At 61.7% G+C, this 18,420-nt stretch carries 18 protein-coding genes; 12 read left to right on the top strand and 6 right to left on the bottom strand.

The features are described from left to right. The first annotated feature begins 111 nt into the window (after positions 1 to 111). Positions 112 to 1,479, top strand: coding sequence for an NAD(P)-dependent oxidoreductase (locus AC19YS_RS13300; RefSeq protein ID WP_500601921.1), 1,368 nt, complete (start codon positions 112 to 114; stop codon positions 1,477 to 1,479). After that, the gene (preA, locus tag AC19YS_RS13295) at positions 1,479 to 2,753 is read left to right on the top strand and encodes an NAD-dependent dihydropyrimidine dehydrogenase subunit PreA (RefSeq protein WP_124417941.1); all 1,275 of its coding nucleotides are present in this window, start codon (positions 1,479 to 1,481) and stop codon (positions 2,751 to 2,753) included. Before AC19YS_RS13300 ends, preA begins: the two co-directional genes overlap by 1 nt. Before the next feature lie 246 nt (positions 2,754 to 2,999). Here the strand turns inward: preA and AC19YS_RS13290 are convergent, their stop codons facing one another. Beyond that, positions 3,000 to 3,620 (bottom strand): TetR/AcrR family transcriptional regulator, encoded by a 621-nt coding sequence (locus AC19YS_RS13290; protein WP_119735688.1) that lies wholly within the window; start codon positions 3,618 to 3,620, stop codon positions 3,000 to 3,002. A gap of 143 nt (positions 3,621 to 3,763) precedes the next feature. Here AC19YS_RS13290 and AC19YS_RS13285 point away from each other — a divergent pair, with 143 nt between their 5' ends. From AC19YS_RS13285 to AC19YS_RS13240, 10 genes are all read left to right on the top strand, one after another. Then, entirely contained in the window at positions 3,764 to 4,207 is a 444-nt protein-coding gene (locus AC19YS_RS13285) for a GNAT family N-acetyltransferase (RefSeq protein WP_106578861.1), read from the top strand. Positions 4,208 to 4,225: 18 nt separating this feature from the next. Continuing rightward, entirely contained in the window at positions 4,226 to 4,591 is a 366-nt protein-coding gene (gene copC / locus AC19YS_RS13280; RefSeq protein ID WP_106578862.1) for a copper homeostasis periplasmic binding protein CopC, read from the top strand. A 3-nt stretch (positions 4,592 to 4,594) separates the two neighbouring features. After that, a complete protein-coding gene (gene copD / locus AC19YS_RS13275; protein ID WP_367242575.1) occupies positions 4,595 to 5,452 on the top strand; it encodes a copper homeostasis membrane protein CopD in 858 nt (285 codons plus the stop codon). 261 nt (positions 5,453 to 5,713) lie between these two features. Next, positions 5,714 to 6,976 (top strand): OprD family porin, encoded by a 1,263-nt coding sequence (locus tag AC19YS_RS13270; protein WP_500601917.1) that lies wholly within the window; start codon positions 5,714 to 5,716, stop codon positions 6,974 to 6,976. A 197-nt stretch (positions 6,977 to 7,173) separates the two neighbouring features. Continuing rightward, a complete protein-coding gene (locus AC19YS_RS13265; RefSeq protein ID WP_106578865.1) occupies positions 7,174 to 7,998 on the top strand; it encodes an NAD-dependent epimerase/dehydratase family protein in 825 nt (274 codons plus the stop codon). 26 nt (positions 7,999 to 8,024) lie between these two features. Next, on the top strand, positions 8,025 to 8,900 hold the full coding sequence (locus AC19YS_RS13260) for an SMP-30/gluconolactonase/LRE family protein (protein ID WP_500601915.1): 876 nt from the start codon (positions 8,025 to 8,027) through the stop codon (positions 8,898 to 8,900). Positions 8,901 to 8,951: 51 nt separating this feature from the next. Beyond that, positions 8,952 to 9,914, top strand: coding sequence for a TRAP transporter substrate-binding protein (locus AC19YS_RS13255; RefSeq protein ID WP_124417944.1), 963 nt, complete (start codon positions 8,952 to 8,954; stop codon positions 9,912 to 9,914). A gap of 66 nt (positions 9,915 to 9,980) precedes the next feature. Next, positions 9,981 to 10,508: a TRAP transporter small permease gene (locus AC19YS_RS13250; RefSeq protein WP_106578868.1), complete on the top strand. Its 528-nt coding sequence runs from the start codon at positions 9,981 to 9,983 to the stop codon at positions 10,506 to 10,508. 1 nt (position 10,509) lies between these two features. After that, positions 10,510 to 11,790 carry a TRAP transporter large permease gene (locus AC19YS_RS13245; RefSeq protein WP_145163744.1) on the top strand — a complete coding sequence of 427 codons (1,281 nt, stop codon included), beginning with the start codon at positions 10,510 to 10,512 and terminating at the stop codon, positions 11,788 to 11,790. A 94-nt stretch (positions 11,791 to 11,884) separates the two neighbouring features. Next, positions 11,885 to 12,790, top strand: coding sequence for an aldose 1-epimerase (locus tag AC19YS_RS13240; protein WP_500601912.1), 906 nt, complete (start codon positions 11,885 to 11,887; stop codon positions 12,788 to 12,790). Positions 12,791 to 12,855: 65 nt separating this feature from the next. On the opposite strand, the gene AC19YS_RS13235 is transcribed toward AC19YS_RS13240, so the two are convergent. The 5 genes from AC19YS_RS13235 to AC19YS_RS13215 all read right to left on the bottom strand — a co-directional run bounded on the left by AC19YS_RS13235 (position 12,856) and on the right by AC19YS_RS13215 (position 18,321). Next, positions 12,856 to 14,001 (bottom strand): HlyD family secretion protein, encoded by a 1,146-nt coding sequence (locus AC19YS_RS13235; protein ID WP_106578870.1) that lies wholly within the window; start codon positions 13,999 to 14,001, stop codon positions 12,856 to 12,858. Beyond that, positions 13,998 to 15,644: an MFS transporter gene (locus AC19YS_RS13230; protein ID WP_106578871.1), complete on the bottom strand. Its 1,647-nt coding sequence runs from the start codon at positions 15,642 to 15,644 to the stop codon at positions 13,998 to 14,000. Before AC19YS_RS13230 ends, AC19YS_RS13235 begins: the two co-directional genes overlap by 4 nt. 239 nt (positions 15,645 to 15,883) lie before the next feature. Then, positions 15,884 to 16,690: a sulfite exporter TauE/SafE family protein gene (locus AC19YS_RS13225; RefSeq protein ID WP_500601909.1), complete on the bottom strand. Its 807-nt coding sequence runs from the start codon at positions 16,688 to 16,690 to the stop codon at positions 15,884 to 15,886. Next, on the bottom strand, positions 16,691 to 17,935 hold the full coding sequence (locus tag AC19YS_RS13220) for an NAD(P)/FAD-dependent oxidoreductase (RefSeq protein ID WP_500601907.1): 1,245 nt from the start codon (positions 17,933 to 17,935) through the stop codon (positions 16,691 to 16,693). It abuts the gene before it with no gap. A gap of 50 nt (positions 17,936 to 17,985) precedes the next feature. Further along, entirely contained in the window at positions 17,986 to 18,321 is a 336-nt protein-coding gene (locus AC19YS_RS13215) for an ArsR/SmtB family transcription factor (protein ID WP_016974127.1), read from the bottom strand. Between the last annotated feature and the right edge of the window lie 99 nt (positions 18,322 to 18,420).

Here is an 18,420-nt window from a genome sequence, read left to right as displayed (position 1 = left end):
TTTACACAATCCAACTGTGGGAGCTGGCTTGCCTGCGACGAGGCCAGCCCAGGCAACACAAAAACCAATGCCCATCAGAGGCAGCACCTCAATAACCGTGAGGCCAAAACCGTGATCCAGACCCTGACCCACCTCCCCCATCCCCATGAAGATGGGCCGACACTCGCCAGCCATTTCACCGACCTGGCGCCGCCCCTCAATGCGCGCCAGGCTGCACTTGAAGCGTCGCGCTGCCTGTATTGCTACGACGCGCCGTGCGTCAATGCGTGCCCTAGCGAGATCGATATCCCGTCGTTCATTCGCAATATCCACACTGAAAACGTTCAGGGCGCGGCGCAGAAGATTCTTTCGGCCAACATCCTCGGCGGCAGTTGCGCACGGGTTTGCCCCACCGAAATTCTGTGCCAGCAGGCCTGCGTGCGTAACAACGCCGAAGAATGCGCGCCAGTGCTGATCGGCCTGTTGCAACGCTACGCCATCGACAATGCGCACTTCAGCGAACACCCCTTCCAGCGCGCCGCGCCCACCGGCAAGCGCATCGCCGTGGTCGGCGCCGGGCCTGCGGGGTTGGCCTGTGCGCATCGCGCCGCCCTGCACGGCCATGACGTGGTGATTTTCGAAGCGCGGGAAAAAGCCGGCGGCCTGAATGAATACGGAATCGCCAAGTACAAACTGGTGGATGACTTCGCCCAGAAGGAACTGGATTTCCTCCTGCAGATTGGCGGCATCGAAATCCGCCACGGCCAGCGCCTGGGTGACAACCTGACCTTGAGCGAGCTGCACCAGCAATTCGACTCCGTGTTTCTTGGCCTCGGCCTCGCCGCCAGCAAACAGCTCGGCCTGCCACACGAGGACGCCCCCGGCCTGCTGGCCGCCACCGACTACATCCGCGAATTGCGCCAGGCCGATGACCTTACCCAACTGCCGCTGGCCGACCGCTGCATCGTGCTTGGCGCGGGCAACACCGCCATCGACATGGCCGTGCAAATGGCCCGCCTCGGCGCCCGCGATGTGAACCTGGTGTACCGCCGTGGCTTGGCGGACATGGGCGCCACCCACCATGAGCAGGACATCGCCAAGGCCAATCAGGTGCGCCTGCTGACCTGGGCCCAACCCGAAGAAGTGTTGCTCGATGATCAAGGCCACGTGCGCGGCATGCGCTTCGCTCGCACACGCATGGACAACGGCCGCCTGCACCCTACCGGCGAGACCTTTGAACTGGCTGCCGATGCGATTTTCAAAGCCATCGGTCAGGGCTTCGACAGCGAGGCATTGCACGACCCGTTGGCCCAGCAACTGCACCGCGTGGGCGAACGCATCTTTGTTGACGAACACCTGCGCACCAGTATTCCCGGGGTGTACGCCGGCGGCGATTGCGTCAGCCTTGGCCAGGACCTCACCGTGCAGGCGGTACAACACGGCAAGCTGGCGGCTGAAGCCATGCACGCCCAACTCATGCTGAATGTGGAGGCTGCGTAATGGCCGATCTCTCGATTGTGTTCGCCGGTATCAAAGCCCCCAACCCGTTCTGGCTGGCCTCCGCACCGCCCACCGACAAGGCCTACAACGTGGTCCGCGCCTTTGAAGCCGGCTGGGGCGGCGTGGTCTGGAAAACCCTCGGTGAAGACCCGGCGGCGGTTAACGTGTCGTCACGCTACTCGGCGCACTTCGGCGCCAACCGTGAAGTGTTGGGCATCAATAACATCGAGTTGATCACCGACCGCTCGCTGGAGATCAACCTGCGCGAAATCACCCAGGTGAAAAAGGACTGGCCGGACCGCGCGCTGATTGTGTCGCTGATGGTGCCCTGTGTTGAAGAATCCTGGAAAAACATCCTGCCGCTGGTGGAAGCCACCGGCTGCGACGGCATCGAGCTGAACTTCGGTTGCCCCCACGGCATGCCCGAGCGAGGCATGGGCGCAGCGGTCGGCCAGGTGCCGGAGTACGTGGAACAGGTGACGCGCTGGTGCAAGACGTATTGCTCGCTGCCGGTGATCGTCAAGCTCACGCCAAATATCACTGACATCCGCGTGGCCGCGCGTGCGGCGTATCGCGGCGGTGCGGACGCGGTGTCGCTGATCAACACCATCAACTCCATCACCAGTGTCGACCTTGAGCGCATGGTCGCCCTGCCGGTGGTCGGCACCCAAAGTACCCATGGCGGGTATTGCGGCTCGGCCGTCAAGCCGATCGCGTTGAACATGGTCGCGGAAATCGCCCGCGACCCGCAGACCCAAGGCCTGCCGATCTGCGGGATTGGCGGCATCGGCAACTGGCGCGACGCGGCGGAATTCGTCGCGCTGGGTTGCGGCGCGGTGCAGGTGTGCACGGCGGCGATGCTGCATGGGTTTCGGATTGTGGAAGAGATGAAGGACGGCCTATCGCGGTGGATGGACAGCCAAGGCTACAAAAGCCTGCAGGAATTTTCCGGGCGCGCGGTGGGCAATACCACCGATTGGAAGTACCTGGATATCAATTATCAGGTGATCGCCAAGATTGACCAGCAAGCCTGCATTGGCTGTGGGCGTTGCCACATTGCCTGTGAGGACACGTCGCACCAGGCTATCGCGAGCTTGAAGCAACTGGATGGCACGCACAAATACGAGGTGATCGATGATGAGTGCGTGGGCTGCAATTTGTGCCAGATCACCTGCCCGGTGGCCGATTGCATCGAGATGGTGCCGATGGAGACGGGCAAGCCGTTTTTGAATTGGACACAGGACCCACGTAATCCGTATCGGGAGGCGGTGTAGTCCTGTAGACCGCTATCGCAGGCAAGCCAGCTCCCACACTTGAATGTGTTCACCCATCAACTGTGGGAGCTGGCTTGCCTGCGATAGGCCATAAGCCTTCAGACAAGGCTCAAGGCTCCAACCCCACTGGACCGCCTTGGCGAGCAAGCCCGCGTCCCCCAGTCGACAGCATTTCCTTCAGGCAAAACGCGGTCAACTGTGGGAGCTGGCTTGCCTGCGATAGGGCCATAAGCCCTCACACAAGTCTTAAGGCTCCAACCCAATCCCGCGCAAAATCACCGCGGTCACGGTCTGAATCGCCTTTTCGAACTGCATGTCCGACAACGGCTGGTGATCATTCAGAATCTTCACCTGGTGATCAAAGTCGGCATAGTGCTGGGTCGATGCCCAGATCATGTACAGCAGGCTCGACGGTTCCACCGGCAGGATGCGTTTGTCCTCCACCCACTGGCGAATTTTCGCTTCTTTCATCTTGGCCCAGTCGTACAGGCTTTCGTCCAGTGCCTCACCGAGCGTCGGCGCACCGTGGATGATTTCATTGGCCCAGACTTTCGAGCCATAGGGCCGAGTACGCGAGCGCTGCATCTTGGCGCGGATGTAGCTGCTGAGCACCACCCGCGGATCATCAAAGGTTTCAAAGCTCAGGGCATCCTGCTTCCACAGCTCCAGCAGGTCGAACAGCACCGCGCTGTACAGTTCGCTTTTGGTGGTGAAGTAGTAATGCAGGTTGGAGCGTGGCAGTTGCACTTCTTCAGCGATGTCAGCCATGGCGGTGCTGCCGTAGCCTTTTTCAGCGAAGATTTTCTCCGCCGCCAGCAGGATTTTTTCGACGTTGACCCGCCGAATTCCGATCTTGTGATTGCCCATAAGGGCTCCCCGACAACAACATGGCCTCAAGACTACCATCGGCTCTAGATCGCGGCGACAGGGCATAATGAAACTTCTTACGCGAACCTTTCCCCTGCAAAACGGATTGGTTAGGATCGCGATCCCCATGAAGGATCATTGCCATGACTATCCGACCTCGCGTGGCCGCCGACGACCCAGTGCTGGGAGCACTGTGGGAGCGCTCGGTGCGGGCCACCCATGACTTCCTCCCCGAGGATGACATCCAGCGTTTGCTGCCACTGGTACGCGACGCTTACCTGCCGATGCCGGCCCTCGACGTTTGGGTCTATGAAGACCAGAACGGCATCGCCGGTTTTATCGGCACCGGCGGCCACAATGTAGAAATGCTGTTTATCGACCCCGATCGCCGTGGCCAGGGCATCGGCCGCCAATTGCTCGACCACGCCCGCGCACGCCACGACACGCTGACGGTGGATGTGAACGAACAAAACCCGCAGGCCGTGGGCTTCTACCTGCACTATGGTTTTATCCAGGTCGCGCGCTCGCCGCTGGATGGCGAAGGCAAACCCTTTCCCTTGCTGCACATGGCCTTACCGACTCCCTAAACCTGAAGGTATTGAACAATGTTGATCAAGAAAACCCTGACCACCGTCGCCCTGCTCGCCTCCTTGCTGGGCGCCTCGGCAGCCTTTGCCCATGCCCACCTCAAGAGTTCGACACCGGCGGCTGACAGCTCCGTCGCAGCGCCCGCCGACCTGCGCCTGACCTTCACCGAAGGCGTTGAAGCGACGTTCACCAAAGTGTCCCTGAGCAAGGACGGCACCGAAGTCGCGATCAAAGGCCTGGAAACCCCGGACGCCGACAAGAAAGTCCTGGTGGTCACGCCGGCGGCACCGCTGGCGGCCGGCACCTACAAAGTGGAATGGCACGCCGTGTCCGTGGACACCCACAAGAGTGAAGGCAGTTACAGCTTCAAGGTCGGCCAATAACCCATGGCGACCCTGCTGGTGCTGTGCCGCTTCCTGCATTTCATCGTCGTGCTGTTGATGTTCGGGGCCTGTGTGTTCAGGCCCTGGCTAGTCGGCGCTGAACCGCAGCCGGCGCTGGACCGGCAACTGCTGCGCCTCACCCGCGCGCTGGCCTGGCTGGGGCTGGGCTCTGGCGTGGCCTGGCTGCTGCTGATCACCGCCAGCATGGCCGGCAGCTGGGACGCGGCCTTGCAACCGGCCACCGTGCAGTTGGTGCTGGGCAAGACCTTTTTCGGCCAGGTGTGGGTCTGGCATCTGCTGCTGAACCTGTTGCTGGTGATCGCGCTGATCAAACCCTGGCCCGCCCTGCGCCTGCCACTGACTGCGCTGCTGTTGGCAACGCTGGCACCTGTGGGCCATGGCGCCATGCTCAATGGCTTGAGCGGGCAATTGCTGATCCTCAACCAGGTAGTGCACCTGGTGTGCGTCGGCGCGTGGCTCGGCGGGCTGCTCGTGCTGGTGCTGATCTTCAGGCAGCCGCAGGGCTACGCGCTGCAGCCGATCCTCAAGCGCTTCAGCGGCGTGGGTTATGGCCTGGTCGGCGGGTTGCTGGTGACGGGTTTGATCAACGTGCGCGTCCTGACCGGGCAACTGTGGCCCACACCGCTGTTCAACGGGTTCGCGCTGATTCTGTTGATCAAAGTGCTGCTGGTGCTGGGCATGCTGGCGTTGGCGTTGCTGAACCGGTTGCGTATTGAGCGCTGCGAAGAGCGCCGGGCCAGTTTGAAGGCCAGTGTGATGCTGGAGTGGGGATTGGGGGTGTGTGCAGTTGCCGCCGTTTCGCTCCTGGGCACCCTTCCGCCGATGGTCATGGCCAACTGAACATCTCTTTTGACATGCAATCGATGTGGGAGCGGGCTTGCCTGCGATGGCATCCACTCGGTGCACCTGACACACCGAAGTGTCTGCATCGCAGGCAAGCCAGCACCCACATTAACTGTGCCCGCTTTTGATCGGAACACCCGGCGTCATCGTACAACTTCCGCTTGACACCCTACGAAAACCCCGTAAATATCCTGCCCAATGTTGTACGACAACGTATAACAAATAATAAAAACAACAAAAGAAAAAGGGAGCTTCTCTGTGAATCAATTCACCCGCAATTCCTCCTCGCGTATCGGCCTTATCGGTCTCGGCAGCCTGGCGTTCGCCCTGCCCCTCAGCGCCCAGGCCGACGGTTTCCTTGAAGACGCCAAAGCCACGCTCAACCTGCGCAACGCCTACTTCAACCGTAACTTCACCAATCCGACCTACCCGCAGGCCAAGGCCGAGGAGTGGACGCAAAACTTCATCCTCGATGCCAAATCCGGCTTCACCCAGGGCACTGTGGGTTTTGGGATTGATGTGCTGGGCCTGTATGCGCAAAAGCTCGATGGCGGCAAAGGCACCGGCGGCACGCAGCTGCTGCCGATCCACAGCGACGGCCGGCCCGCCGACAATTTCGGCCGCCTGGGCGTGGCCCTGAAAACCAAACTGTCGAAGACCGAACTGAAAGTCGGCGAATGGATGCCGGTGCTGCCGATCCTGCGTTCGGACGACGGCCGCTCGCTGCCCCAGACCTTTCGCGGTGGTCAGGTCACGTCCAATGAAATTGCCGGCTTGACGCTCTACGGCGGACAGTTTCGCGGCAACAGCCCCCGTAATGACGCGAGCATGGAAGACATGTTCATGAACGGTAAAGCCGCGTTCACCTCCGACCGTTTCAACTTCGGCGGCGGCGAGTACAGCTTCAACGACAAGCGCACACAGGTCGGCGTCTGGTATGCCGAGCTGACGGATATCTACCAGCAGCAGTATTTCAACCTGACCCACAGCCAGCCGGTAGGCAACTGGACCCTGGGCGCCAACCTCGGTTATTTCAACGGCAAGGAAGACGGCAGCGCCCTGGCCGGAGACCTCGACAACAAGACCGTGTCCGCCCTGCTCTCGGCCCGCTACAACGGCAACACGTTTTATGTCGGCCTGCAAAAACTCACCGGTGACAGCCTGTGGATGCGGGTCAACGGCACCAGCGGCGGCACGCTCGCCAACGACAGTTACAACGCCAGCTACGATAACGCCAAGGAAAAATCCTGGCAGGTGCGCCATGACTTCAACTTTGTGGTGCTTGGCATTCCGGGGCTGACCATGATGAACCGCTATATCAGCGGCAGTAACGTGCACACCGGGGCGATCACCGACGGCAAGGAATGGGGACGCGAATCGGAACTGGCCTACACCGTGCAAAGCGGCGCGCTGAGGGACTTGAACGTGCGGTGGAGGAATTCGACTCTGCGTCGGGACTTCAGCAACAATGAATTTGATGAGAATCGGATTTTTATCAGCTATCCGATTTCGCTGCTGTAATGCGGTGAATGTGGCCTCTGGCTTGCCTGCGATAGCGGTGTTTAAGCAAAACGCCTATCCACTGACAGACGGCTATCGCAGGCAAGCCAGCTCCCACTTTTTTCAAACCTGTCGTCTGGCAGCGTTGACAACCTGGGGAATCCCTAACGATACTTCCATCAAGTCATACGACAACCTACAACAAAAATGGAACCCTCATGACCACCTCTACCATCACGCCTGTTCCATTCAACCGCCTGCTGCTCACCGGTGCCGCCGGCGGCCTGGGCAAAGTCTTGCGCGAACGCCTGCGCCCTTACGCCCAAGTCCTGCGCCTGTCGGACATCGCCAACATGGCGCCAGCGGCCGATGCATCCGAGGAAGTGCAACCTTGCGACCTGGCCGATAAACAAGCCGTGCACCACTTGGTGGAAGGCGTCGACGCCATCCTGCACTTCGGCGGCGTGTCAGTGGAGCGCTCGTTCGAAGAGGTCCTCGGCGCCAATATCAGCGGCGTGTTCCACATCTATGAAGCCGCTCGCCGCCACGGCGTGAAGCGTGTGATCTTCGCCAGCTCCAACCACGTGATCGGCTTCTACAAGCAAGGCGAAACCCTCGACGCCCGCTCGCCTCGCCGCCCGGACAGCTACTACGGTTTGTCCAAGTCCTATGGCGAAGACATGGCAAGTTTCTACTTCGACCGCTACGGCATCGAGACCGTGAGCATCCGCATCGGCTCCTCGTTCCCCGAACCGCAGAACCGCCGCATGATGCACACCTGGCTGAGCTTCGATGACCTCACTCAGCTGCTCGAGCGCGCGCTGTACACGCCGAACGTCGGTCACACGGTGGTCTACGGCATGTCGGACAACCTCGATACCTGGTGGGACAACCGCTACGCCGCGCACTTGGGTTTCACCCCCAAGGACAGCTCCGAAGTGTTCCGCGCCCAGGTCGAAACCCAGCCACCGGTCGCCGCCGATGACCCGGCCAAGGTCTATCAGGGCGGCGCCTTCTGCGCGGCGGGGCCGTTCGGTGACTGACTGCACACCCAAGGGAATGAGTTGCCATGACTGCTGAACTGATTGTTGACGCCCGCAATGCCGTGGGCGAATGCCCGGTGTGGGTGCCTGAGGACAACGCGCTGTACTGGGTGGATATCCCCAACGGCGGCCTGCAGCGCTGGAGCGCCGCCAGCGGCCACAGTGCCGCCTGGAAAGCCCCGCAGATGCTCGCCTGCATTGCGCGCACCACGGCAGGCAACTGGGTCGCCGGGATGGAAACCGGGTTTTTCCAACTCACGCCACACGATGACGGCAGCCTGGACACCACCGCGCTGGCGAGCGTCGAGCACCCGCGCCCCGACATGCGCCTCAACGACGGCCGCTGTGACCGCCAGGGTCGCTTCTGGGCCGGCAGCATGGTGTTGAACATGGGCTTGAATGCGGCCCAGGGCACGCTCTACCGTTACGCCTGTGGTAGCGCGCCGCATGCCCAGCTGGACGGGTTTATCACCCTCAACGGCCTGGCATTCAGCCCGGACGGCCGCACAATGTATGCCTCGGACTCACACCCGCTGGTGCAGCAGATCTGGGCCTTCGATTACGACACCCAGACCGGCACGCCCTCCAATCGTCGCGTGTTTGTCGACATGCATCAGTTTCTCGGTCGCCCCGACGGCGCGGCCGTCGACGCCGACGGCTGCTACTGGATCTGCGCCAACGACGCGGGGCTGATTCATCGCTTTACCCCCGACGGTCGCCTGGACCGTTCCCTCGCCGTGCCGGTGAAAAAACCCACCATGTGCGCCTTTGGCGGCAGCCGCCTGGACACCTTGTTTGTCACCTCGATCCGTGATGACCACAGTGAACAATCGCTGTCCGGCGGCGTCTTCGCCCTCAACCCTGGCGTACAAGGACTGCCCGAACCCCGCTTCACCCTCTAGCTGCATGGCTGTGCCTTGAATACAAAAATAACAACACAGGAGTGACATTCCATGGACTTCAAACGCACCTTGCTCGCCGCCACACTCGTTGCCCTCAGCAGCGCCGCCCACGCGCTGGAAATCAAGTTCGCCGACATCCATCCCGCCGGCTACCCCACCGTCGTTGCTGAAGAGAACATGGGCAAAGCCCTGACCCAGCAAAGCAACGGCGAACTGACCTTCAAGTACTTCCCAGGCGGTGTCCTGGGCTCTGAAAAAGAAGTCGTCGAACAGGCACAGGTCGGCGCGATCCAGATGACCCGGGTCAGCCTCGGCATCGTCGGCCCGGTGGTGCCGGACGTGAACGTGTTCAACCTGCCGTTCGTGTTCCGCGACCAGGCGCACATGCGCAAGGTCATCGACGGCCCGATCGGCGACGAGATTCTCGCCAAGATCACTGACTCCGAATTCGGCCTGGTAGCCTTGGCCTGGATGGACGGCGGCACGCGCAATATCTACACCAAGAAACCAGTGCGTACGATCGAAGATCTCAAGGGCATGAAGATTCGCGTGCAAGGCAACCCGCTGTTTATCGACGCTTTCAATGAAATGGGCGCCAACGGCATTGCCATGGACACCGGCGAGATCTTCAGCGCATTGCAGACCGGCGTGATTGACGGCGCGGAAAACAACCCGCCGACCCTGCTGGAGCACAACCACTTCCAGAACGCCAAGTTCTACACCCTCACCGAACACCTGATCCTGCCCGAACCGATCGTGATGTCGAAAATCACCTGGAACAAACTCACCCCCGTGCAACAGGACATGGTGAAAAACGCCGCCAAGGTTGCTCAGGCCGATGAGCGCGTGCTGTGGGACGCCAAGTCCGCCAGCAGCGAAACCAAGCTCAAGGCCGCCGGCGTCGAGTTCATCACTGTCGACAAAAAGCCCTTCTATGAGGCCACCGCGCCTGTTCGCGCGAAGTACGGCGCAGCTTACGCCGACATCATCGAGCGCATCGACGCCGTCGAGTAAGCCCCCTCCTCCTCTTAGTCAGGCCCGGCGCGGTCCGCTTTGACGTGCCCGGTTACGGTGAACGCCATGAAGAATCAACTGCTGCGCTTCAACGACCGCCTCTACATGACCTGCATCTGGGTCGCCGGCCTCTCGGTATTGGGCGTCGCGCTGATCATCCCCTGGGGCATTTTCGCCCGCTACATCCTCGGCACAGGCGCAAGCTGGCCAGAGCCCAGCGCCATCCTGCTGATGCTGGTGTTTACCTTTATCGGCGCCGCCGCCAGCTACCGCGCCGGGGCGCATATGTCGGTGGCCATGATCACCGACCGCCTGCCACCGCGCCAACGCCAACTCGTCGGCATCGTCTCGCAACTGTTGATGGCAACCATCTGCCTGTTCATGACGATTTGGGGCAGCAAGCTGTGCCTGTCTACCTGGAACCAGTTCATGAGCGCCATCCCCACCCTGCGCGTGGGCATCACCTATATGCCGATCCCGATTGGCGGCTTGCTGACCCTGGTGTTCGTGCTGGAAAAACTCCTGCTCGGCGACCAGAGCCACCGGCGCGTGGTGCGCTTTGACCTGGTTGAAGAAAGCGAAGGGGCTGCCTGACATGGACGCATTGATTCTGTTGGGCAGCTTTATCGCGTTGATCCTGATCGGCATGCCGGTCGCTTACGCCCTGGGGCTGTCGGCGCTGATCGGCGCGTGGTGGATCGACATTCCGTTCCAGGCCTTGATGATTCAGGTGGCAGGCGGGGTGAACAAGTTTTCGCTGATGGCGATCCCGTTCTTCGTGCTCGCCGGGGCGATCATGGCCGAAGGCGGCATGTCGCGCCGGCTGGTGGCGTTTGCCGGCGTGCTGGTGGGCTTTGTGCGCGGCGGCCTGTCGTTGGTCAACATCATGGCCTCGACGTTTTTCGGCGCCATTTCCGGCTCATCAGTGGCAGATACCGCCTCGGTCGGCTCGGTGCTGATTCCGGAAATGGAGCGCCGCGGCTACCCCAGGGAGTTCGCCACGGCGGTGACCATCAGCGGCTCGGTACAGGCGCTGCTGACCCCGCCCAGCCACAACTCGGTGCTCTATTCCCTGGCGGCCGGCGGCACGGTGTCGATCGCCTCGCTGTTCATGGCCGGCGTGGTCCCGGGCCTACTGATGAGCGCGTGCCTGATGGTGCTGTGCCTGATCTTCGCGAAGAAACGCGACTACCCCAAAGGTGAAGTCATCCCGCTGAAGCAGGCGCTGAAAATCTGCGCCGACGCGCTGTGGGGCCTGATGGCGATGGTGATCATTCTTGGCGGCATCCTCTCGGGCATTTTCACCGCCACCGAGTCCGCCGCGATTGCCGTGCTGTGGGCGTTCTTCGTGACCATGTTCATTTACCGCGACTACAAATGGCGTGAGTTGCCCAAGCTGATGCACCGCACGGTGCGCACCATATCCATCGTGATGATCCTGATCGCCTTCGCCGCCAGCTTCGGCTACATCATGACCCTGATGCAGATCCCGGCGAAGATCACCACGATGTTCCTGACCCTGTCGGACAACCGCTACGTGATCCTGATGTGCATCAACATGATGCTGCTGTTGCTCGGCACCGTGATGGACATGGCGCCGCTGATCCTCATCCTCACGCCCATCCTGCTGCCGGTGATTCTCGGCATCGGCGTCGACCCCGTGCACTTCGGCATGATCATGCTGGTGAACCTGGGCATCGGCCTGATCACCCCGCCAGTGGGCGCAGTGCTGTTTGTCGGCGCGGCGGTGGGCAAGGTCAGTATCGAGAAAACCGTCAAAGCCCTGCTGCCGTTTTATGGCGTGCTGTTTCTGGTGCTTATGGCCGTCACCTACATCCCGGCGCTGTCGCTGTGGCTGCCGGGGCTGGTGCTGTAAGCCTTTCTTCGAGGCCGAGGTTCAACGGTGGACGCAGGCTTGCCAGCGTCCACAAATCACCTCTGTGTTGGTTTATTCATGCGGCGGGACACCCATGCCTTCAGACTTGATCGAGCTCAGCGACCCTCTCACCCACCTCACCCTGGCCCCGGCCCTGGGTGGCAGCATCGTCAATTGGACGGTACGCGCCACCGGGCAGCCGTTGTTGCGACACAGTGACGAGCACGCGGTAAATACCGGTTTACCGGGCAAGTTGGGGTGCTACCCGTTGGTGCCCTGGTCCAACCGGATCGCCCAAGGCGGTTTCGATAACCCCGACGGCTGGCTGGCGCTCACCGCCAACAGCCTGACCGATCCGTTGCCGATTCACGGTTCGGCCTGGCAACAGGCGTGGCACGTGGTCAGCCAGGCGGCGGATGAAGTGGTGCTGGCGCTGCGGAGCGACACGCCGTTCGCCTATCACGCCGAACAGCGCTTTGCCTTGCGCGACGGTGAGCTGAGCATCGCGTTGCGCGTAACGCATCTGGCCGAACAGGCGGCGTGGCATGGCTTGGGCTTGCACCCGTACTTGCCGCGTACGTCGGGCACGCGGTTGCAGGCCAAGGCTGGGCAGGTATGGATGAGCGATGCCTCAAAGCTGCCCACAGGATTGGCGCCAGTGCCGCGGGATTGGGATTTCAGCACATTGAACACCCTGCCCGAAGGCCTGGTGGACAATGGGTTCTGCCAGTGGGACGGGCATTGCCGGATCGAGCAGCCGCACTTGGGCTACACCCTGGAATGCCGGGCGACCGGGGCGGATTACTTCCTGCTGTATTGCCCGCCGGGGTTGGCATTCTTTTGCATCGAGCCGGTGAGCCATCCGGTGAATGCGCATCACCTGCCCGGCAGGCCGGGGCTGAGGTTATTGGAGCAAGGCCAGTCGACCCAACTCGATTTCACCCTCAAATACAGTGCCCATGGGGACGCGGGCTTGCCCGCGAAAGCCGTGGGTCGGTAACCACGCGCTCTCCGGCACTGCGCTTTTGCGAGCACGCCCGCGTCCACAGGGTGACCTGTACTGTGTCAGGGCGGGGTGTCTTTCAGGCGCCCCGCCGTGTCGATACTCACCACCACCGATAACCCCGGCCGCAGGCGCTCGCTCTCGGCCTGATCCGGGTCAACGGTGATCCGCACCGGCACGCGCTGGGCGATCTTCACAAAGTTGCCGGTGGCGTTGTCCGCCTGCAACAGGCTGAATTCCGAACCGGTCGCCGGGGAAATGTGCTGCACCGTGCCGTGAAACTTGCGGTGGTTCAGCGCGTCCACCGTGAAGGTTACCGGCTGGCCCACCTGCACATTGTCCATTTGGGTTTCTTTCATGTTGGCGATCACCCACAGCTGGGGCGGCACCAATGCCATCAACTGCGCACCGGAGTTGACGAAGGCGCCCAGGCGCACGCCGATCTGCCCGAGCTGGCCGTCACGCGGCGCGAGGATACGGGTGTTGGACAGGTCAATACGCGCCAGCTCCACTGCCGCGTCGGCACTGGCCACGGCGGCCTCCAGTGAACCGCGGTTGACGATCACGGTTTGCAGGTCCTGCCGGGCGATTTCCAGGCTGGCCTGGGCCTGGGCCACGGCGGCGATGGTCTGGGCATTGGCGGCGCGCGTCACGTCCAGTTCACGCTTGGACACCGAGCCATCGCTGATCAGCTCTTCGTTACGGCGCAAGTCAGCGGTGCTTTTTCGCGCCTGGGCCTGGCTGTCGACCAGCGCGGCCTGGCGCAGCTTGATGGTGGCTTCGGCACTGTTGCGTTGCTGCACCACGTTGGCCAACGAGGCTTTCTGCACCGCCAGTTGCGCCAACGCCTGGTCGAGGCGCTGCTTGTAGATGCGATCATCCAGGCGCACCAGCAGGTCGCCGGCCTTGACGAACTGGAAGTCCTGCACCGGCACTTCATACACATAGCCGCTCAGTTGCGGGCCGATAATGGTCACCTGGCCGCGCACCAATGCGTTTTCAGTGCTCTCCACGGCGCTGCTGAAGGGCGGCAATTGCCAGGCATAGAGCACGATCAGCACGCCGACGATGGCAATCGCGGCAAAGCCCAGCGATGAGATGATGCGCACCCGCAGTGAGCGTGGCTCAGTCGCGGTTGCTCCCGGTGGAGCGGTGCCTTCCGGGGTGGAGGCGATGGCGTTGGTGGTGGTCGTGGTTGTTTCGGTCATGAAGTAACGCCGCTGGGTTGAACGGGAGGGGCTGCTGCTTTGGTGGTGCTCATCAGCCACAGACTGCGGATGAAGATCCAGAGCATGGTGAGGATCGCGATGATCGCAATCAACATGAACACATCGTTGTAGGCCATTACATTCGCCTCACGCGTGGCCGCCGTGGCCAGGCTGCGAATGCCCATCAGGTTGCGCAATTGCGGGTCGGCGATGATGCCGCCATACGCCGAACCGCCGCTTTGCACCCGCGCGGCCACACGCGGGTCCAGTAAGGTCAGGTGTTCGACGATCATGCTGGAGTGATACTTCTCGCGCACGATCTGGAAAGTGCCCAGCAACGCCGCGCCTATCAGGCCGCCAAGGTTCTGGCAGATGCCGAACATCACCGAAAAACTCACCAGGTTGCGCGGGTTGGTGAGCACGTTGCGCGTGCCCAGCACCATGGTCGGCCCCAGAAAAAAGGTGCCGCCAAAGCCTAGCAGGAACTGGCTGATATACAGGTTCTGTGGACGGGTCAGGTTGCTTGAGAAGCTGTCCATCACCGAGCCGGTGGCCATCAGCGCCAGGGAGATGATCAAGGGCATCAACAGGTGCGCCGGGTTGATCGTCAGCGCACTGACCACCAGCCCGGCAATCGCCCCGGCCAGCATCACCACGTAGAGGGTGTGCATCTGCTGGTAGCTCATGTTCAACATTTGCATGAAGCCCACGGCGCCAGTGGATTGCTCCGACAACACCATGCGAATCAACACCACCGCCAGGGCCAGGCGAATCATCACCCCACTGCCCAGCCAACGGGTCATCAGCAATGGGTTGGCGCGGTTATGCTCGATGGCCAGGCCGGCCATGATCAACACCAGGGAACAGGCCGACGCCACGCCGATCCACGGGGCTTCCAGCCACCAATCGATACGCCCCAGCGACAACACCGCGCAGAGCAGCGCCACGCCGGTGGCGAGGATGCCGAAGGTGAGGAAATCGAGTTTTTCAAAGGTCTTGAAGCGATCGCCGGGCGGCAGTTTGAGCAGGAAGACGCAACCCAGGCAGATCAGCGCCATGCCCAGTTCGAACAAGTACAGCCCGCGCCACTCGGCAATTTGCAGCAGGTCTTCAGAGAACAACCGCGCCAGCGGCAGTGCCAGCTGCGCCGTGCCCAGGCCGAGCACCAGGGCTTTCATGCGCCACTTGGCCGGGAACGCCTGGATCATGTAGTACAAACCCAGCGAACTCAGCGCCGCGCCCACCATACCGTGGGCCGCCCGCACCGCGATGGCGGAGCTGAGGTCGTTGACGAACAAGTGGCCGAAGGTGACCAGCGCATACAGCACCAGAAACACCTCGGTGAACGCGCGCAGGCCAAACTGCTGGCGAAACTTCACCAGCAGCAGGTTCATGCACACATTGGTCATCACATAGGCGGCGGGCAGCCAGGCCATTTCGGCGGTGGTCGCGCCCAAGGCGCCTTGCAAATATTGCAGGTTGGCGATCACCAGCGCGTTGCCCAGCCCACCAGTGATTGCCACCAGCACACCGACCATCGCAAACAACCAGCGCTTGTGCGTGGGGTGCAGCGGCGTCGACGGCGAGCCGGGCAGGCTCGGTCGCTCGTGGGGCTGCCAGGTGTGGGGGGTGTATTTGTCCATTCGATAGCCTTGATAAGCCGACGTGCAAGGTCGGTGAATCCATTACTCAGGGAGTAGTAAACCTGAGAGACGTTCATCTTGCCATGTCAGGGCAGCAATTGAACTCTTGAACGGGCACGTTCAAAACGGTGGGAGCGGGCTTGCTCGCGAAGACGGTGGGTCAGTCGACTCATTCGGTGTCTTGCACACCGCTTTCGCGAGCAAGCCCGCTCCCACCGTTGGAATGTATTTCAGGTCGGTCAGAGTGTGGCCTTGAGCACCATGCCAATAGCCACCACCACGCACAGGCTGGCAAAGCCGACTTGCAGGGTGCGCGCCTTGATCACCGAACACAGGCGCCGCCCAATCAGCATGCCGACGATGCTCGCGCCGATAAACACCCAGCCCACAGGCTCGATGCTCACCCCGGCATGAAACGCACCCGCGACGCCAATCAGCGAGATCAGGCTGATCACCATCAACGAGGTGGCGACGATGCCGCGCATCTGCACATCCGTCAGCTGCTTGAACGCCGGCACGATCAGAAAGCCGCCACCCACGCCGAGCAAACCCGACACCGCACCGGTCACCGCGCCGAGGGCGGCCAACGTGGCGCTGCACTTGGCCGTCCAAGCCAGGCGCCCGGTCTGCTGATCAAGCATGCAGTTCTTCTGGCCCCACGACGCGGCGCCATGATCGCTGGGCCCGACCTCGACCTTTTCGCGCTGCAACATGCGCCAGGCCACCAGCACCATCAATGCGCTGAACAGCCCCATCAGCACGGGCTCCGGCAGTTGATGGGCGAAAAATACACCCAGGGGCGAAAACAGTGCGCCGAGCAAGGCGATCAATAAGGCCGCGCGGTAACGCACCAGACCATGGCGCAAGCCGTCGATTGCGCCGACCGCCGCCGCCGCGCCCACCGCGAGCAATGACACCGGCGCCGCCTGGGTCATCGTCAAGCCCAACCCCAGCACCAGCGCCGGCACCCCAAGGATGCCGCCGCCCGCGCCCGTGAGGCCCATGACCAGGCCCATCAACACGCCCAATACGCTTGCCAGCAGCATTTAATCCACCTTGCTCAGACGGGTCAGCCACTCGCGGCCCTTGAGCATGCCGTTCCAGTAGAACCACGGCAGCAGCGTGGCCTTGAGAAACCACATCGAACGGCGCGCCTGGGTCGGGTCCAGCGGGAAGGTCGGCAGCAGTTTGCCGCCGTAGCCGAACTCGGCCAGTACCACCTTGCCCTTCTCCACCGTCAGTGGGCAGGAACCATAGCCGTCGTACTTGAGCGGCAGTGGCGCCTGTTGACGCAGGGCCAACAGGTTTTCAGCGACCACCACGATCTGCTTGCGCACAGCGGCAGCGGTCTTGGCATTGGTGGTGCCGCACACATCGCCCAGGCCAAAGATGTGTGGGTAACGCAGGTGTTGCAGGCTGTGGGGGTTCACTTCACACCAGCCGGCGGCGTCGGCCAGCGGGCTTTGGCGGATAAAGTCCGGAGACACTTGCGGCGGGACCACGTGCAGCAGGTCGAAGGATTTCTCTTGAACCGTGACCGTGCCCGCAGCGTCTTTCACCTCGAACCAGGCCTTGCGCGCCGGGCCATCGACCTTGACCAGGTTGGAATTGAACGCCAGGCGTGCCTGGTATTTTTCGACGTACTTCATCAATGGCGGCACAAAGGTCGCGACGCCAAACAGCGCGGCGCCCGCGAGATCGAATTCGACGTCGATGTTTTTCAGATGGCCTTGTTTGAGCCAGTGATCGCAGGACAGGTACATCGCCTTTTGCGGCGCCCCCGCGCATTTGATCGGCATGGCCGGCTGGGTAAAAATCGCCTTGCCGCCCTTGAGCTGCTGAACCAGTTGCCAGGTGTAGGCGGCATGCTCGTAGCTGTAATTGGAGGTCACGCCGTTTTGGCCCAGGGTGTCTTGCAGGCCTTCGACCTTTTCCCAGGCCAGGCGCAGGCCGGGGCACACGATCAGGTTGTTCCAGGTAACGCGCTGGCCGCTGTCGAGCACCAGGGTCTGCGCCTCGGGCAGCACTTCGGTGACGGCGGCCTGCACCCAGGTGACGCCATTGGGCAGCACATCGGCGAGTGGCCGCCGGGTCTTTTTGACGTCGTAGGCGCCGCCGCCGACCAGGGTCCAGGCCGGCTGGTAGCAGTGATAGTCGCTCGGTTCGATCAGGGTGATGTTCAGGTGCGGGTCACGTTTGAGCAGGCTGGCCAGCAGGCCGATGCCCGCCGAACCGCCGCCGATGACTACGATATCGCCACTGATGGTAGGGCCACAGTGTTGGTCATTCATGGTCAATCGCCTTTCTTTTACATGCACACAAGGGTCGCTGCCGGATGGCGTCACGCCCAGCTTTTCATGACCGCGCCGCAGTACAGCCCGGACAGGGTTTTCATCACTTGAATCACTTCATGGCTGGCCAGCCCGTAGAAAATGTATTTGCCTTCCCGACGGGTGGCGACCAACCCTTCGTCACGCAGGATGCCCAACTGTTGAGACAGCGTGGGCTGGCGCACGCCGGTCAGCGCTTCCAGTTCACCCACGTTGCGCTCGCCCTGGGTCAATTGGCACAGGATCAACAAACGGTCCTCGTTGGCCAACGCCTTGAGCAAGGAGCAGGCCTTGGACGCCGATGCGCGCAACTGGGCGACTTCGCCCTCACTCAGAGTAGATTCCATTTGCTTCGAGTCCTTTACGTCACTTAAGCTCAAAACATTATGTGTAAACGTAAACTGATTGTAACGACTTTTTTCTTCACCGTTTTTCTTCCTCAACAG

The organism is Pseudomonas sp. MF08831 (assembly GCF_059862645.1).
The sequence above is the reverse complement of the archived record's forward strand: the minus strand, read 5'-3'. Positions and strand labels throughout refer to the sequence as shown.

Excerpts from the sequence above, each read along its gene's own strand:
- preA (WP_124417941.1), top strand. The coding sequence starts at position 1,479 with ATGGCCGATCTCTCGATTGTGTTCGCCGGTATCAAAGCCCCCAACCCG.
- AC19YS_RS13290 (WP_119735688.1), bottom strand. The coding sequence starts at position 3,620 with ATGGGCAATCACAAGATCGGAATTCGGCGGGTCAACGTCGAAAAAATC.
- AC19YS_RS13285 (WP_106578861.1), top strand. The coding sequence starts at position 3,764 with ATGACTATCCGACCTCGCGTGGCCGCCGACGACCCAGTGCTGGGAGCA.
- copC (WP_106578862.1), top strand. The coding sequence starts at position 4,226 with ATGTTGATCAAGAAAACCCTGACCACCGTCGCCCTGCTCGCCTCCTTG.
- copD (WP_367242575.1), top strand. The coding sequence starts at position 4,595 with ATGGCGACCCTGCTGGTGCTGTGCCGCTTCCTGCATTTCATCGTCGTG.
- AC19YS_RS13265 (WP_106578865.1), top strand. The coding sequence starts at position 7,174 with ATGACCACCTCTACCATCACGCCTGTTCCATTCAACCGCCTGCTGCTC.
- AC19YS_RS13260 (WP_500601915.1), top strand. The coding sequence starts at position 8,025 with ATGACTGCTGAACTGATTGTTGACGCCCGCAATGCCGTGGGCGAATGC.
- AC19YS_RS13255 (WP_124417944.1), top strand. The coding sequence starts at position 8,952 with ATGGACTTCAAACGCACCTTGCTCGCCGCCACACTCGTTGCCCTCAGC.
- AC19YS_RS13250 (WP_106578868.1), top strand. The coding sequence starts at position 9,981 with ATGAAGAATCAACTGCTGCGCTTCAACGACCGCCTCTACATGACCTGC.
- AC19YS_RS13245 (WP_145163744.1), top strand. The coding sequence starts at position 10,510 with ATGGACGCATTGATTCTGTTGGGCAGCTTTATCGCGTTGATCCTGATC.
- AC19YS_RS13240 (WP_500601912.1), top strand. The coding sequence starts at position 11,885 with ATGCCTTCAGACTTGATCGAGCTCAGCGACCCTCTCACCCACCTCACC.
- AC19YS_RS13235 (WP_106578870.1), bottom strand. The coding sequence starts at position 14,001 with ATGACCGAAACAACCACGACCACCACCAACGCCATCGCCTCCACCCCG.
- AC19YS_RS13230 (WP_106578871.1), bottom strand. The coding sequence starts at position 15,644 with ATGGACAAATACACCCCCCACACCTGGCAGCCCCACGAGCGACCGAGC.
- AC19YS_RS13225 (WP_500601909.1), bottom strand. The coding sequence starts at position 16,690 with ATGCTGCTGGCAAGCGTATTGGGCGTGTTGATGGGCCTGGTCATGGGC.
- AC19YS_RS13220 (WP_500601907.1), bottom strand. The coding sequence starts at position 17,935 with ATGAATGACCAACACTGTGGCCCTACCATCAGTGGCGATATCGTAGTC.
- AC19YS_RS13215 (WP_016974127.1), bottom strand. The coding sequence starts at position 18,321 with ATGGAATCTACTCTGAGTGAGGGCGAAGTCGCCCAGTTGCGCGCATCG.